This is a genomic window from Arthrobacter sp. K41 (genome assembly GCF_059089645.1).
Genome location: NZ_JBNHEW010000001.1, coordinates 229,120 through 244,057 on the forward strand (window position 1 = coordinate 229,120; position 14,938 = coordinate 244,057).

13 protein-coding genes are annotated in these 14,938 nt (G+C 66.5%); 8 read left to right on the forward strand and 5 right to left on the reverse strand.

The annotated features are described in order from the left end of the window. The first annotated feature begins 140 nt into the window (after positions 1 to 140). The 4 genes from AC5RTE_RS01060 (at position 141) to AC5RTE_RS01075 (ending at position 5,498) form a co-directional block, all read left to right on the forward strand. Complete coding sequence (locus AC5RTE_RS01060) at positions 141 to 845, forward strand: AfsR/SARP family transcriptional regulator (RefSeq protein ID WP_494039568.1); 705 nt, start codon at positions 141 to 143, stop codon at positions 843 to 845. Positions 846 to 1,222: 377 nt separating this feature from the next. Then, complete coding sequence (locus AC5RTE_RS01065) at positions 1,223 to 1,918, forward strand: cyclodeaminase/cyclohydrolase family protein (protein ID WP_494039569.1); 696 nt, start codon at positions 1,223 to 1,225, stop codon at positions 1,916 to 1,918. A gap of 149 nt (positions 1,919 to 2,067) precedes the next feature. Next, complete coding sequence (locus tag AC5RTE_RS01070) at positions 2,068 to 3,456, forward strand: sigma 54-interacting transcriptional regulator (protein WP_494039570.1); 1,389 nt, start codon at positions 2,068 to 2,070, stop codon at positions 3,454 to 3,456. 35 nt (positions 3,457 to 3,491) lie between these two features. Further along, positions 3,492 to 5,498, forward strand: coding sequence for a vWA domain-containing protein (locus AC5RTE_RS01075; RefSeq protein WP_494039571.1), 2,007 nt, complete (start codon positions 3,492 to 3,494; stop codon positions 5,496 to 5,498). Between the two features lie 33 nt (positions 5,499 to 5,531). Here the strand turns inward: AC5RTE_RS01075 and AC5RTE_RS01080 are convergent, their stop codons facing one another. After that, positions 5,532 to 6,815, reverse strand: a complete 1,284-nt coding sequence (locus AC5RTE_RS01080; RefSeq protein ID WP_494040123.1) for an MFS transporter — start codon at positions 6,813 to 6,815, stop codon at positions 5,532 to 5,534. Between the two features lie 126 nt (positions 6,816 to 6,941). Here AC5RTE_RS01080 and AC5RTE_RS01085 point away from each other — a divergent pair, with 126 nt between their 5' ends. From AC5RTE_RS01085 to AC5RTE_RS01100, 4 genes are all read left to right on the forward strand, one after another. Next, positions 6,942 to 7,886 carry a 5'-3' exonuclease gene (locus AC5RTE_RS01085; protein WP_494039572.1) on the forward strand — a complete coding sequence of 315 codons (945 nt, stop codon included), beginning with the start codon at positions 6,942 to 6,944 and terminating at the stop codon, positions 7,884 to 7,886. A 157-nt stretch (positions 7,887 to 8,043) separates the two neighbouring features. Continuing rightward, on the forward strand, positions 8,044 to 8,217 hold the full coding sequence (locus AC5RTE_RS01090; RefSeq protein ID WP_494039573.1) for a hypothetical protein: 174 nt from the start codon (positions 8,044 to 8,046) through the stop codon (positions 8,215 to 8,217). A 117-nt stretch (positions 8,218 to 8,334) separates the two neighbouring features. Beyond that, the gene (locus AC5RTE_RS01095) at positions 8,335 to 8,760 is read left to right on the forward strand and encodes a ChaB family protein (RefSeq protein WP_494039574.1); all 426 of its coding nucleotides are present in this window, start codon (positions 8,335 to 8,337) and stop codon (positions 8,758 to 8,760) included. 33 nt (positions 8,761 to 8,793) lie between these two features. Further along, on the forward strand, positions 8,794 to 10,974 hold the full coding sequence (locus tag AC5RTE_RS01100; RefSeq protein ID WP_494039575.1) for an elongation factor G-like protein EF-G2: 2,181 nt from the start codon (positions 8,794 to 8,796) through the stop codon (positions 10,972 to 10,974). A gap of 19 nt (positions 10,975 to 10,993) precedes the next feature. On the opposite strand, the gene AC5RTE_RS01105 is transcribed toward AC5RTE_RS01100, so the two are convergent. The 4 genes from AC5RTE_RS01105 to AC5RTE_RS01120 form a co-directional block, all read right to left on the reverse strand. Next, the gene (locus tag AC5RTE_RS01105) at positions 10,994 to 12,691 is read right to left on the reverse strand and encodes an alkaline phosphatase D family protein (protein ID WP_494039576.1); all 1,698 of its coding nucleotides are present in this window, start codon (positions 12,689 to 12,691) and stop codon (positions 10,994 to 10,996) included. A 53-nt stretch (positions 12,692 to 12,744) separates the two neighbouring features. Continuing rightward, positions 12,745 to 13,482, reverse strand: coding sequence for an anti-sigma factor domain-containing protein (locus AC5RTE_RS01110; RefSeq protein ID WP_494039577.1), 738 nt, complete (start codon positions 13,480 to 13,482; stop codon positions 12,745 to 12,747). After that, positions 13,469 to 14,005 (reverse strand): RNA polymerase sigma factor, encoded by a 537-nt coding sequence (locus AC5RTE_RS01115; protein WP_494040124.1) that lies wholly within the window; start codon positions 14,003 to 14,005, stop codon positions 13,469 to 13,471. Before AC5RTE_RS01115 ends, AC5RTE_RS01110 begins: the two co-directional genes overlap by 14 nt. 140 nt (positions 14,006 to 14,145) lie before the next feature. Beyond that, positions 14,146 to 14,889 (reverse strand): class F sortase, encoded by a 744-nt coding sequence (locus tag AC5RTE_RS01120; RefSeq protein WP_494039578.1) that lies wholly within the window; start codon positions 14,887 to 14,889, stop codon positions 14,146 to 14,148. Positions 14,890 to 14,938 lie beyond the last annotated feature (49 nt).

Below are 14,938 nucleotides of genomic sequence, written 5' to 3' on the forward strand. Positions count from 1 at the left end.
TGAAGGAAACTTCAACTGGTCTCAGAAGGCATCGATCATTGACAGCCCGGCGCGGACTGCGGAAAGTGGTTGTTGCATCTGTTCCAGCCCTGCGCTGGAGTTCGGGGGTACCCATGGGCAATAACGGCTATGGTCTTCATGTGAGGCTGCTGCAGTCGTGGCAGCTTCGCCAGGACGGCGAGGTCCTGCACGTCGCCACGCGGCAACAGCGGCTTATTACCGCGCTGGCCATCCATGGTCCCCGTCCCCGAAGCTTTCTCGCTGGCCTGCTGTGGCCGGAAATTGCCGAGCAAAAGGCACTCGAAAGCGTTCGTGTTGCCGTACACCTCATCTCGCGGCAGGTGCCGGGCCTGCTGGTCAACGGCGGTTCAGTACTGTCCCTGAGCGAACGGGTGGACGTGGACCTGCACAGGCTTCGAACCCGGATCCGGGAACTGGGGCAGGCCGGGCTCGACGGGAATGCCGCCTTCCTTCTTCAGCAGCTACGGGAAGCGGAACTGCTCCCCGGCTGGTATGAGGACTGGGTGCTTTTCGAACAGAACAGGCTGCAGCAGGACCGGCTCCACGCCTACCACCTGATCGCCCGACAGTCGCTGGTCCGTTGCGATTATGAGGCGGCGCTGCAGGCTTCGGAGGCCGCGCTGGCCCTTGAGCCGCTTCGTGAGAGCGCGGTTGGACTGCTCATCGAGGCCGAACGGCGCCAGGGAAACAGCGCTGCCGCGCTTCGGGCCTATGAAAAGTTCCAATGCCGGTTGAAGGAGGACCTGGGTCTTGTGCCTTCGGAGGATCTGCGGCGCCTCGCAAGGGAAATTGCGTCACGGGCCAACCAACCGGAATCTGCCTAAACCTCCCGCGGGGGCTCGGCCTGGGACAGAACCCATTGACGCACCAACCTGAGGACTTCCTCCGGATCGACCGCATAAACGGTGGCCGGGTCAGCTGTGGGGACTTGGCTGAAAGTCAACCTTGCGCGAAACCCCGGCGCCTGGTCGGGTTCGTTCCAGGTGCGGATCACCAGAGTACCCATCGACGGCGTTGCCCGGTCTGATTCGTCTCCGCCAGGAGGTCCTGACAGAGGATCATCCGTTGTCATGACATGTCACCTTACTCTCATTTAGTCGGGGGCACCTGCCTTGATCCTGCTCAACAAGAATCAGGAATTAGCTTGGGTTCGCCCAAAATCTGCTCAAGATCCTCCGGAACAAGGGGCACAATAGGTGCCATGGCTGAATCTGAAGCGGTAACAACCCAAGGCTCCACAGTTGAGGAATGGACACAGGCGCTGGCAGAGTCCAAAGGTTCGCCGGGCGGAGGGGCAGGAACAGGAGTCATGCTCGCCATCGCCGCGTCCCTGGCGTCAATGGTGGCCGGCTACTCGGAACCAAGCCAGGATCAGGCAGGGGAGCTGGCCGATATTCACGCCCGGGCGCGTTTCCTCCGGAAGACCGCCCTGCAACTGGCCGACGACGACGCTGCCGCCTCCGAAGCATTCGGCGCAGCTTTCCGCCTGGAGCCGGGGCGGGAACGCGACGACGCGATCCACGAAGCGTCCGTGAACGCCGCGAAAGCTTCCGCAGTGCTGGGCGAAAGGGCTATTGAAGCCATCGACGACCTCGGCTGGCTTGCCGCCAACGGTAACCCGGCGCTGATCGCCGACGTCGTGGTTGCTTTCGGCGCCCTTCGGGCAGCAGTAACCGGGGCGCGTACGAACGTCAGCTTCGACCTGGCAACGCTGCGGTCCGCCGGTGCCACCCTTGAGCAGATCCGCGAAGAGCATCCCGTCCTGTGGGCCACTGTCCAGCAGCTGAACTCGGCGCTGGACCGGATCGATGAACTGACAGCTGCCGTGGACCACCGCGCCGCCCCCACCGACGCCGGCAACACCCCGGACCAGCAGGGCAGTCAGAGTCAGGCCTGATAAACCGGTTTCGTAACGGTTATGCGGCAGGGCAGTCAGTCGCCGGGGAGAAAGTCTGGCCAAGCCTCACGGCAGCCGGACAGGAAGGTGGCAGGCAGCGGTCAAAAATTTCCTCGATTCGCGGCACAGGTGGGGCTTACCGTGGAGGGGTGACTGATCGACCCGATATTTTCACCCTTGGGGAACTGCGTGCCGCCGGCCACGTCCAGAAGGACCTGCGCCGCGAGATCCGCGACAACCTGCTCGCGGCGCTCGCCTCCGGCCAGGACCCCTGGCCGGGGCTGTACGGTTTCAGCCGGACGGTCCTTCCCCAGCTTGAGCGCGCCTTGATCGCCGGCCACGATGTGGTCCTGCTGGGGGAGCGCGGGCAGGGCAAGACGCGGCTCCTGCGCACGTTGGCCGGACTGCTGGACGAGTGGTCCCCGGTCATCGAGGACTCGGAACTGAACGAGCACCCGTATGGGCCGATCACGGAGCAGTCCCGGGCCCGGGCGCTCACTGAAGGGGACCGGCTGCGGGTGGCGTGGCGCCACCGCTCCGAGCGGTACGTGGAGAAGCTTGCGACGCCGGACACCTCCGTTGCCGACCTTGTCGGGGACGTGGACCCGATGCGCGTGGCTGAGGGCCGCCGCCTGGGCGACCCCGAAACCATCCACTACGGTTTGGTCCCCCGCTCCAACCGCGGAATCATCGCCATCAACGAACTGCCGGACCTCGCCGAGCGAATCCAGGTGGCAATGCTCAACGTGATGGAGGAACGCGATATCCAGATCCGCGGCTACGTCCTGCGGCTGCCGCTGGACGTGCTCGTCGTCGCGTCCGCCAACCCGGAGGACTACACCAACCGCGGCCGGATCATCACGCCGCTGAAGGACCGGTTCGGCGCGGAGATCCGGACGCACTACCCGATAGAGCTGGACGACGAAGTAGCGGTCATCCGGCAGGAGGGCCAGCTGGTGGCCGATGTTCCGCCGGTCATCCTTGAGATCCTGGCCCGCTACACCCGCGCGCTCCGGCAGTCCCCGGCGGTCAACCAGACCTCGGGAGTGTCAGCGCGCTTCGGCATCGCAGGGGCCGAGACCGTCGCCGCGGCAGCACTTCGTCGGGCCAGTGTCCGGGGTGAGGAAGAAGCAGTGGCGCGGATCGTTGACCTGGGCGCAGCCGTGGATGTCCTCACAGGCAAGATCGAGTTCGAGTCGGGAGAGGAAGGCCGGGAACAGGACATCCTGGCACACCTCCTCCGTACCGCCACCGCTGAAACAGTGCGGGCGCATTATCACGGCATCGACCTGGGCCCGCTCGTCGCCGCCCTGGACGGCCACATCACCGTCACAACCGGCGAACACGTCACGGCGCAGGAGTTCCTTGAAAATTTGCCGTCCCTCAACGGATCGGGACTTTACGAGCAGATCAGCGGGCGACTCGGGGCGGTCAACCGGGGGCAGCGCGCCGCCGCCATCGAACTCGCCCTGGAAGGGCTCTACCTCGCCCGCCGGATTTCCAAGGAATCCGACGACGAGGAAACCATTTACAGCTAGCTTGGGCGCGGCCGGAAGCAGAACCAGGAGGCGACATGGCCATCCATCACCACTCCGCCAGATATGGCAGGTACGCCGGCGGACCCGATCCGCTCGCGCCGCCCGTTGGCCTCGCCGAGGCCCTCGACGCTGTCGCCGAGGACGTCATGGCCGGTTACTCGCCCCGCCACGCGCTACAGGAGTTCCTGCGGCGCGGCGGCCGTAACCTGGAAGGCCTGGACGATCTGGCCCGACGTGTCCGGCAGCGCCGCAGTGAGTTGCTGGGCAGGCATCGGCTGGACGGCACCCTGAACGAGGTGCAAAAGCTGCTGGAAACGGCAGTCCTGGAAGAACGCAAGCAGCTGGCCCGCGACGCCATGATGGACAACACCGACCGCGCCCTCCGGGAAATGCAGCTCCAAAACCTGCCGGCATCCACGGCGGCTGCCGTCAACGAGCTCGCCTCGTACGACTGGCAGTCCAGCACCGCCCGCGAAGCCTACGAACAAATCAAGGACCTGCTGGGCCGCGAGGTCCTGGACCAGCGGTTCGCCGGGATGAAGCAGGCGCTTCAAAACGCCACGGACGAAGACCGGGCAGTTGTGGCCGAGATGCTGCAGGATCTCAACGGCCTGCTGGACAAACACCGGCGCGGTGAGGACACGGACGCCGACTTCGAGCAGTTTATGGCCCGGCACGGCGGCTTTTTCCCGGAAAACCCGCGGTCAGTCGAGGAACTGATCGACGCCCTCGCCAAACGCGCGGCCGCGGCCCAGCGGCTCCTGCAGTCCATGTCCGCCGAGCAGCGCGATGAGCTAATGCGGCTGTCCGCGCAGGCTTTCGGATCACCCCAACTGATGGCCCAGCTTGATCAACTCGACTCGAGCCTGCGCGCCTTGCGCCCCGGCGAGGACTGGACCGGCTCCGAAGGCTTCGAGGGCCAGGAAGGCCTGGGCCTGGGCGACGGCACCGGGGTGCTGCAGGACATCGCCGAACTGGACGGACTGGCTGAACAATTGTCCCAGTCCTACAACGGATCAAACCTCGGCGACCTGGATCTGGATGCCCTCGCCCGGCAACTGGGGCAGAACGCCGCCGTGACCGCCCGGACGCTCGCAGAAATTGAACGCGCCATGCAGGACGGCGGCTACCTGAAGCGGGGTACCGACGGGGACCTCCGGCTGTCACCGCAGGCAATGCGGCGGCTCGGCAGGTCGCTGCTGCGTGACACCGCAAAGCAGCTCTCCGGCCGGCAGGGGCGGCGCGACACGCGCGTGGCCGGAGCGGCCGGGGAGCAAACCGGGTCCAGCCGTCTGTGGGAGTTCGGCGATGCGGAGCCGTGGGATGTCACCCGTACCCTCACCAACGCAATCAGCCGGACCGTAGCCGACGGCGGCAACCCCGGGAGCAGGCTCAAGCTCACGGCGGCTGACATCGAAGTCAGTGAGACGGAGGCCCGGACCCAGGCCGCCGTCGTCCTGCTCGTCGACGTGTCATTCTCCATGGCGGCCGAGGGGAGGTGGGTGCCGATGAAACGCACCGCCCTGGCCCTGCACCACCTGGTCTCTACCCGCTTCCGCGGCGACCGGCTGGAACTCATCACGTTCGGCCTTCAGGCTCAGTCGATGGATATCGGTGAACTGACGGCCCTGCCTGTCCGGCGGGAGCAGGGGACCAACCTGCATCACGGGCTGCTGCTGGCCGGCCGTTTCTTCCGCCGGCACCCGTCCATGCAGCCTGTACTCCTGGTGGTGACCGACGGCGAACCGACAGCGCATCTGCTGCCGGAGGGTGAGCCGTGGTTCTGCTGGCCATCAGATCCGGAAACCATCCGCGTCACGGTCGCTGAGCTGGACCGGCTTGGGCGTGCGGGGACGCAGGCCACGTTTTTCCGGCTCGGTGATGACCCCAGCCTAGAGCGGTTCGTCCAGCGGATGGCGCGGCGGGTGGGCGGCCGGGTGGTCGCGCCCGACCTCGGCGGACTCGGGGCCGCTGTTGTGGGCGAGTACCTGCGGGCGCATTTCCGCGGCCGGGTTTTCGGCGACTCCGACTGGGCTTCCTAGCTTCCGCGCGAGGGCGCACGTCCCCGCCACGCTTTAGGGAAGGGGTTCCCCGGCTGATCCCTTGTCCGGACGATCCGTTGCGGCGGTGGCACGGTCAGCGGGAGAACCCTGCCGCCGGCTGGCCACCAGGAACGGAACCGCGAGGCTCTGGAAGAATCCGGCGAGAGCCAGTGACATCGGATAGCCGTACAGGTCCGCGCTCCTGCCAAGCACCGGCTGAACCACAACGCCGCCGCTGGATCCCATCAGCGAGTCGAAGCTGAGCACGGTGGCGCGCTGCTTGGACGGGATCATGTCGTTGACATAGGCCTGCCGGACCGGGGTGGCAGCGGAATCAATGACGGCCCACAACGTCAACAGGGCCAAAGCCACCCAGAACACCCGGGTAAAGCCGAGCACCACAAGCAGGACGGCACTGATGCTGCCGCTGAGGATCAACACGGATGTGCGCTTGCGGAACCAGGCCCGCACGTAGGGTGCAAGCCAGCCGCCCACCACCTCCGCACCGGCCACGATGGCCGCCGCCAGTCCGGCTACTGAATAAGCGCGTGGGTCGCCGAAGAGCTCCAGCAGGTAGGGCTGCAGGGCGTAAAAGACATAAATCCCGACGCCGGCACTGAAGGGGGCGGCCAGCATGACGTACCGTACGGACGGGATTTTCAGGCCGTTCTCAATGGAAGCGGAGAGTACTGCCTGTGTTGCCCGAAGTGGGTGGGTGGAGCGCTCAGGGGTGAACCCGACATCGTGCATCAGCCAAAAGGCGACCGCGAACATGGCCAGCAGCACCCCCACGCGCACCAGGAACGGCACGCCAAGATCCGTGGCCTGGGCTATCATGCCGCCGGCAACTGAACCGGCCAGCATCGCCACCCCGGAGACCATCTGACCGCGCCCGAAGACGCCTTCCAGCCCGCCTTCATACCCGGAATAGCGCAGCGCATCCACGAGCCAGGCTTCAACGGCGCCAGAGAAGAACGTGAAGCCCAGGCCAAGCAATACCGATACCACCGCCCACAACGGGAACGGGGCGGAGAACTGCCACAGCAGGTAGTAGAGGTAGGTGGAGCCCGCCAGCGTCACGGTGCCGAGCAGGAACGAAACCCGGCGCCCCCAGCCGTCCGCAACCATACCGGTGGGAACCTCGAAAATCACCATTCCCACTGTGAAGAACGCGTTGGCGGCGAAGGCCTCGAGATTGCTCAGGCCCGCATCCAGCAGGAACAGCGTGTTAACGCCCCAGATAAACGAGGCCGCGAGCGTATTGCCCAGCGTCAGCGTCAGGTAGATGCGCTGGATCCTGCGGGCCGCGGAGTTCATCGGTTCGGCGGCCCGGCCCCTGCGTGCAAGGAACACGAGGTTATTGTCGCCCTGTTCATGCTCCTGTGCCAGTGGGAACGGCGCCGCTGCCGCCACAGCAGCCGCATTCCATGTCAGGATCAGGGTATGCCTGACCGCCTGATGCTGCTCGACACCGCTTCGCTGTACTTTCGCGCCTTCTATGGCCTGCCCGACTCGATCCGCCGGGCAGACGGGACACCCGTTAACGCCGTTCGGGGACTCCTGGACATGATCGCGCGGCTGACGACGGATTACGGGGCCACGCATCTCATTGCGTGCTGGGATGATGACTGGCGGCCGCAGTGGCGGGTGGACCTGGTTCCCACCTATAAGTCGCATCGTGTCGCCGAGACCAACACGGACGCCCCCGACGTTGAGGTGGTGCCGGACGCACTCGAGGCGCAGCTCCCCATGATCCGGCGCGTACTCGGCCTGGCCGGAATCGCCGTCGTCGGTGCTGCCGACCATGAGGCCGATGACGTTGTGGGCACCTACGCCACCCAGGCCGGGCTTCCTGTCGACGTGGTCACCGGGGACCGCGACCTGTTCCAGGTTTGCGACGACGCCCGCCAGGTCCGGGTCATTTACACCGCACGCGGCATGAGGAACCTTGAGATCATGACCGAAGCGGTGGTGGTGGGGAAGTACCGCGTGCTGCCCCAGCAGTACGCCGATTACGCCACGCTTCGCGGTGACGCATCGGACGGCCTGCCGGGTGTGGCCGGGATCGGCGAGAAGACGGCAGCATCATTGCTCCTGAAATACGGCACCCTCGAAAACCTGCTCGAAGCTGCAGCGGACCCGCACAGCGGCCTCTCGTCACCCGTCCGGGCCAAGCTGGAGGCTGCCGCTGACTACCTCATGGCCGCGCCCGCCGTCGTCCGCCTTGTGCGGGACCTCACCCTGCCTTCGCTGGAGGAAGCAGGCGCACGGCTGCACCCCGTCACGGGGGAGGCCCGCGCAGAACTCGAAAGCCTCGCCACTGAATGGAACCTCGGCGGTTCGGTCCGGCGCCTGCTCGACGCGCTGGACCGCACCGGGCCAAGCTGAAACGCGGCGGTGCAGGTGCGGCCGTGTTCCCGCCAGGCGGCCCGAAACTGCCCATTTCTTGAGCAAAAGTGACATGTTCTGCCGCCTTCGGGGCCGTTAGGGTGGGCTTCAGTGGTTCAAGCAGCCGGACCGCAACATTGGGGGGAATGGAGTGTTCATGGCTGAGAGCCAGGACCGGCACGACAGTTCCAACGGGGACGCGAAGAAGAACGCTGCCAGCGAGGCAGAGGAGGAACAGCAGGCAGAAGCTCCTGCTGCCGCGCCGGAAGATAAGCCCCGCCGTCCGCGCCTCTACGGTTACGACCCCGACCATTGGCCGGAGCTGGGTTGATGCCGGAACCCGGACGGGCCCGGCAGGCCGGGACCGGCAGCAGACAAGCCAACCACGGCGTGGCTAAGCTTGGTGTGTCCGGACCATCAGCCTGCTGACGAAAGCGCGGTGAGTGCAATGCCGAAGACGGGAAAAAACCACCACGCCCGCAAGGACGAGCTTCCCTCAACCCTGCAGCGCTCGGACCGCAAAGCGCAGGATACGTTCGCCAAAACCTACGATTCCGCAATGGAGTCCTACGACCAGGACGAAAGCCGCGCTGCCCGCACCGCCTACGCATCCCTGAAACACAGCTACGAAAAAGTGGGGGACCACTGGGAGCCCAAAGAGCAACGCGGGCCCTCGGACAAGCGGGCGGAAAAGGGACCCGGTTCAGCCGAGCCCACCGCCGGCGGCGTGGACGCAAATGCCACAAAGAAACACCTGCTGGAGCGGGCCCGGGAACTGGAGATCGCCGGCCGCTCAAAAATGGACAAGGACGAACTCGTCAAAGCGCTGCAAAAGGCGAACGACGCCGCCACCCGTAAGGCCCGCGAAAAGTAGCAAACAACCAGGCAAAGACGCCAGGAGGTTCCGATGTCCGTGAAAGGCACCAAGGACGCAGCAGGTACTGCAGGACGGGGCGGGCCGGAAGGCCGGCCCGGCAACGGTTCCGCCGCGGTCTCGCCGCGGGACCCTGCCATGGTCAGGAACGTAGCACTCGTGGGCCGCTCCGGTGCCGGCAAAACCACCCTGGTCGAGGCCCTGCTTGAGGCCAATGGCATGATCACCCGGAAGGGCTCCGTGGTTGACGGCACCACCGTGAGCGATTCCGATCCCGCCGCCATCCACCAGCAACGCTCCGTGGCAGTGTCGGTGGTCCCGCTGCCGGTAGCAGGCATGAAAATCAACCTCCTCGATACTCCAGGCTACCCGGACTTCATCGGTGAGCTACGGGCCGGCCTTCGCGCTGCTGACGCCGTCCTTTTCGCCGTTTCCGCCGTTGACGGCGTGGACGCGGGCACCACAGCGATCTGGCAGGAGTGCCAGTACCTGGGAATGCCCCGCGCTGTGGTCATCACCCGGCTGGACCACCCCCGCGCTGATTACGACGGCGTCCTGGCCGCCTGCCGCGCAGCGTTCGGCGACACCGTGCTCCCGCTGTACGTCCCCGTCAGGGCCGGCGGGGAGGTAAGCGGCCTCCTCGGCCTGCTGTCCGGCACGGTCTTTGAGTATGCCCCCGAGACCCCGGGCGGCGCAGCGCGTGCCGGGGAGCCGCAGGAGATCGCGGCAGCGGACGCTGCCCGTGCCGAGCTGATCGAGGGCATCATCGCGGAAAGCGAAGATGAAACGCTGATGGAGCGTTACCTTGGGGGCGAGGACATCGACGCCGGCGTGCTCATCGCAGACCTGGAGACCGCCGTCGCCCGCGGCTCCTTCTTCCCGGCGGTGCCGGCCTCCGCGCTTACCGGGCTGGGCACGGCGGAGTTGCTGGAGCTGCTCACCAAGGCGTTTCCGTCACCACCGGAGCGGCCGCTGCCGCGGGCGACGGACCTCAACGGAGCGCCCGTCCGGACCCTTGCCTGCAACCCGGAGGGGCCGCTGGCGGCCGAGGTGGTCCGCACCACCGTGGACGCTTTCCTGGGCCGCGTCTGCCTGGTCCGGGTGTTCTCCGGAACCCTGCGGGGGGACACGCCGGTACACGTAAGCGGACACGGCCTGGCTGACCGCGGGCACCAGGACCACGACACCGACGAACGGCTCACCCACCTCTACTCACCCCTCGGAGCCACGCTTCGGCCGGTGCCCTTTTGTATCGCCGGCGACATCGCCGCGGTAGCCAAGCTGGGCAGCGCCGAGACCGGAGACACCATCTCGGCCAAGGACCAGCCATTGCTGCTGGCCACCTGGGAGATGCCGGAACCGCTGATGCCGGTGGCCGTTGAAGCCGATTCCCATGGTGACGAGGATGCCCTGGCCCGCAGCCTGGGCAAGGTAGCGGCCGGCGATCCAACGCTGCGGGTGGACCGGAACGCCGAAACCCACCAGCTGATCCTCTGGTGCATGGGGGAGGCCCACGCCGAAGTGGTGCTGGACCGGCTGCGGGACCAGGGCGTCAAGCTGCACACCGTGGACGTCGTGACGCCCCTGCGGGAAACCTTTTCCACCCGCGCCGCAGGGCACGGGCGCCACGTCAAGCAATCCGGCGGCCACGGCCAGTATGCCGTCTGCGACATCGAAGTTGAGCCCCTGCCGAGGGGATCCGGCTTCGAATTCCTGGACAAAACGGTAGGTGGCGTGATTCCCGGCACCTATATCTCTTCCGTTGAGAAGGGCGTGCGTGCGCAGATGCAGAGAGGCGTTGCGTCCGGCTTCCCGGTAGTGGATGTGCGTGTGACGGTGGTGGGCGGCAAGGCGCACAGCGTCGACTCCTCTGACGCGGCCTTCCAGGCAGCCGGTGCCCTTGCCCTGCGGGAAGCGGCAGCGGCGGGCAAAATCCAGCTACTGGAACCTGTCTCCTCCGTGGCGATCAGCGTCCCTGACGAACATGTGGGGACCGTGATGAGTGACCTTTCGGGGCGCCGCGGCCGCCTTACCGGCACCACCTCCGCCGGCGGGGACCGGACCGAAATCACGGCCGAAGTGCCGGACCAGGAACTCCTGAAATATGCGGTGGAACTGCGTGCCCTAACGGCGGGGACCGGCACCTTCAGCCGTCAGTACATCCGCCATGATCCCGTGCCCGGCAACCTGGCCGCTGCCGGGGCGGGCAGGTGATCCTGGGACTTCGGCGGGCTCAAGGCGCCTGCGGCGCGTGCTGTTCCGCTTTCCTGGGAGTGGTGCTTCTGGGCGTAATGGTGAGCGACGCGACACGCTTCAGCCGAGGGTGGAGCTGGTCACCGCCTTCCACCACGCCTTTCTGCCACCACAGGTCCAGGCCTTTTGCCGTGACCTCAAGGCAGGCCAGGTTGTTGTCGAACCAAGGCCCCTTGATGCCGGACCAGTTGAAGGGCGGGTCCGGGACTTTGGCAGAGTGCGCCGCGAGGGCCCCCAGCGATGCCGCAAGCCCGTAGGACGAGATGGCGGTGACAAACCGCATCAGCCGGGGCAGCGGATTACGGATCGGCGAGCAGACAGCCTGGATGATCCTGCTCCCGGTTGCCCGCTGCACTTCGGAGACGTAGGAAAAGTGGACGTCCCCCGAGAGGAACACCACGGCCTCCGGCGCGTCCCCGCGCTTGCCGTCCGCCACCTCGCTGGCCAGGGCGGCGAGGCGCTGGAAGCTTTTCTGGAAGGCCGCCCAGTGTTCCAGGTCCAATGCCTGGCGCAGCTTTTCTGCGCCCTTGGCCGGCAGACGTCCCCACGCGCCCTCGGCAATGGCCTCGTTCCAGGATTCCACGTGGTGCAATCCCATCGGCAGGAGGAACGGCAGCGACGTGGCGATGAGGAGGTGGCGGAAACCGCCACGCATGCTGTCGTCCAGCCAGCCCATTTCGACCTCGTCCAGCAGTGCCCTTCGGTCCGGCGAAAGGTCCCGGGCCGCACGGGAGTCCACCACAATCAGCCGGGTGTCGCCGAAGTCGCGGCAGAGGCTCCACCGGTAGGTCCCGGGGTCGGCGTCAGCCCGTTCCACGAGTTGGTCCAGTTCGGCACTGATGTCCAATTCGCCGTCGCCGGTATGGTGAACCACCTGCTGCCACAGGGCGTCCCGGGATCGTTCCTGCGGAGACAGGTTCCCCAAATGCTGGTAGACCCAGTACGACGCCAGCCCGGAGACCACCCGTTCCCGCCACCAGGGGGTGGCGGCCATGTCCTGCTTCCACGTGAGGGATGCGTTCCAGTCGTCACGGATGTCGTGGTCATCAAAAATCATGCTGCTGGGCAGGGTGGACAGCAGCCACCGGTTGGCGGGGTCGGACCACGCCAGATAGTAGAGGTGGGCATACTCTTCGTAGTCCTTGAGCTCCTTTCCCGGCGCTTCCTTGATGTCCCGCCGGGAGCGGATAAACTCCTGCATGTGCTTGCTGGTTGAGTCCGCGTACACCTGGTCGCCCAGGAAGGCCACCAGGTCCGGCCAGGGGGTGCCGTCGTCGGAGGCCATCTGCAGGGCGTAGGCGCGCAGGGAGTCGACGCCGTGGCTTCGGTTTCCGGAGGCATCGTGGGGGATGCTGGTGCGGCAGGAGCCGAAGGCCAGGCGAAGGGGCCTGCCGGGAGCCAGGGTGGCAATTTTCGACGCCGGCAGGTCGGATTCCGGATCAGGCCACACCTGGGTCCCGTCGACTTCGACGGTGTAGGGGGTGACAGTTCCAGGCCCCAGCCCGGTCACCTCCACCAGCGCGTAGTGGTGCCCGTGAACGGCGAAGGTACGGGCGGCCCACCTGGTTCCGTTACCGCGGACCGTGACCTCCGCGGCGCTGCGGGTTTCCACCCAGATACTCGCCGAGTTTTCATCCACGAACCGCATCATGGGGCCGAGCACCAGGGGCGACGTCATGAATAAGTTGTACCCGCTCGGCGGCGCCGGCGCCATGGCTGGACACCAGCCGGTCAGGAGCTCAGGGTGCCCCTGACGATACTCACGCTGGAGTGCGCCGGATTGCCGTCCAGCGGTTCATCGGAAATATCAACGATGGGGTAGCCGGAAAGGTCCAGCCCTGCCGGAACGTCAAAGCGGCCGGACGAGGAATTCATGATGCCCAGGCTGACCAGCCGGGAAAGGTCCGGGGCAATAAGCCAGACTTCCTGGTAACCCCGGGCTTCGGTCTTATCCAGCTGCACCTCGATGGTCCGCGAACCGTCGCTGGTTTCGGTCACCGTGGCTGAACCCGTGGCGGAAAACCGGTCCAGCGGTTCCAGGCGTGCCGAGGCAAGCGGAACCGGGGCGACCGTCTGGTTGACGGCCACAACAACTCCGGTGGTGATGACTGCGGCGGCGGCAGCAGCTGCAAGCCACGTCGCCGGACGGCGAAGCCACGTTACCTTGGCCGGTGTTTGGACCGGCTGCGGTTCTGCAACGGATTTCTCCGCAGTGCGGGCCGGGCCAAGCGGGTCGGCCGCGACGGTGTCGGAGAGTCCCAGCGTGCGGTGTATTCCTTCCCAGACATTCGCGCCCGGACGCTCCAGGGAACTGGCGTCGGGGGTGGTCCGGACCGCGTTGACGGCGCGCCGGAGTGCGGCGTACTCGGCTGCGCATTCGGGGCAGGACCGGAGGTGGTCGGTGCTGCGGGTGTCCACGGGCTCGTCCAGGGCGAACAGGCTCAGGACTTCGGGGTCAAGGTGCTGCATGATCCACCTCCAATCTGTGTCTCAAATGGCTAAGGCTGCGGCGGATGTGACTCTTGACCGTACCAAGCGGAAGATTCAGTTGCCGTGAAATCTGGTCATGGGTCAGGTCATCGTAAAACGCCAAACGCATGATGGAACCCTGCGGTTCGCCGAGCCGGTCAAGCTCCCCGTCCAGCAGCAGCCGGTCGGCCAGGACTTCGGCGGAGGCGGAGGCCGCTGCGTCCTCCGCCTCCGGTTGGAGTTCCGCGGCCGCAAACACTTTCCGGTTTTCCCGGGCAGACGCGCTCAGGGCATCGGTGACGGCGTTACGGGTGATGCCCACAATCCACGCCGGCAATTCCGCCCTGCGGGGATCAAACGCCGACCGTGATTTCCAGACGCGGATGAAGACTTCCTGCGTGACGTCGTCTGCTGCAGTGCGGTTCCTCAGAGCCCGGAGCGCCAGTGTGTACACCAGGGGAGAGAACTGGCGGTACGCTTCGGCGAGCGCTGTCTCGTCGCCGGCGGAAAACAAGCGGCTCAGCTGGGGGTCCCAGCCGCCGGGGCCGGGTGGACGTTCTGCGGCTCCGCCTTCGTGCTGGGTTCCGCCGGAAGGCGCCGGGCCGGAAGGTGCCACATTGGCCTCCTTCCCCTCGGCGTTGAGTGTCAAGGCTGCGGAGCCGATCATTCCGGTTCCGCAGTGACAATGACATTGTCACTGTAGTCCTGTTTCTCGTCCAGCCAACGGCCTCCGCAGGTCACGAGCTTGAGCTGGTGCGGCCCGTCACGGCGGAAGAGGGAGCCGCCGTCGAACTTGTCCTTGGCCATCAGTTCAACGGAGCGAACCCGGTAGTTGAGGGCGGGTGCGCCGTGGCGCTCGATAGTGACGCGCGTGCCCGGCGCCAGGCCCTTCAGCTGCGACAACGGCGCCAGATCAGAAGTGGTGTCCACGTGGCCCGCCACCACTGCTGCCCCCGCCGCTGCGCCGGGGGCCGGCCCGTGCCGGTACCAGCCGGCCTGGTCGAAGGCGTCCGGGATCTCCATGGCCCCGTCAGGAGACACGCTGACTTCCACGATGTCCAGGCTGATGGTGGTGCCCTCGACTGTCAGGAACCGGGGTGCCGGGTCCCGGGGAGCGGCCGGGGCGGGGGTGACCTGGCGGACGGGAATGTCGGGCAGCGGGGCGGGGGTGCCGGTGGGAGCCGGTGGCGGTGTGGGGGAGGGAACGGCGCCGGCTGTTGCGGCGGGCGCAGCAGCTTCGGGCGGCGGCGGCGCTGCGGGAGTGCCGCAACCGGACAGCAGTACCGCCGCGGCAAAGACGACGGCGGCTCCCGCCCCGCGTGCCCCCGCTGCCTTGCGTCCAATGCGCGTCACCGCCGGATCCCGGGCATCGACTTGGAATGACTCCTCCGTCGTCGTGCTTTTCATGGGACTGCCTCCTCTATCCAGTCTGCGGGAGCTCCGCGGCCTGGTGGGT

Coding starts and splice junctions, on each gene's coding strand:
- AC5RTE_RS01100 (WP_494039575.1), top strand. CDS start 8,794: ATGTCCGTGAAAGGCACCAAGGACGCAGCAGGTACTGCAGGACGGGGC.
- AC5RTE_RS01085 (WP_494039572.1), top strand. CDS start 6,942: ATGCCTGACCGCCTGATGCTGCTCGACACCGCTTCGCTGTACTTTCGC.
- AC5RTE_RS01105 (WP_494039576.1), bottom strand. CDS start 12,691: ATGACGTCGCCCCTGGTGCTCGGCCCCATGATGCGGTTCGTGGATGAA.
- AC5RTE_RS01095 (WP_494039574.1), top strand. CDS start 8,335: ATGCCGAAGACGGGAAAAAACCACCACGCCCGCAAGGACGAGCTTCCC.
- AC5RTE_RS01075 (WP_494039571.1), top strand. CDS start 3,492: ATGGCCATCCATCACCACTCCGCCAGATATGGCAGGTACGCCGGCGGA.
- AC5RTE_RS01120 (WP_494039578.1), bottom strand. CDS start 14,889: ATGAAAAGCACGACGACGGAGGAGTCATTCCAAGTCGATGCCCGGGAT.
- AC5RTE_RS01065 (WP_494039569.1), top strand. CDS start 1,223: ATGGCTGAATCTGAAGCGGTAACAACCCAAGGCTCCACAGTTGAGGAA.
- AC5RTE_RS01080 (WP_494040123.1), bottom strand. CDS start 6,815: ATGAACTCCGCGGCCCGCAGGATCCAGCGCATCTACCTGACGCTGACG.
- AC5RTE_RS01110 (WP_494039577.1), bottom strand. CDS start 13,482: ATGCAGCACCTTGACCCCGAAGTCCTGAGCCTGTTCGCCCTGGACGAG.
- AC5RTE_RS01090 (WP_494039573.1), top strand. CDS start 8,044: ATGGCTGAGAGCCAGGACCGGCACGACAGTTCCAACGGGGACGCGAAG.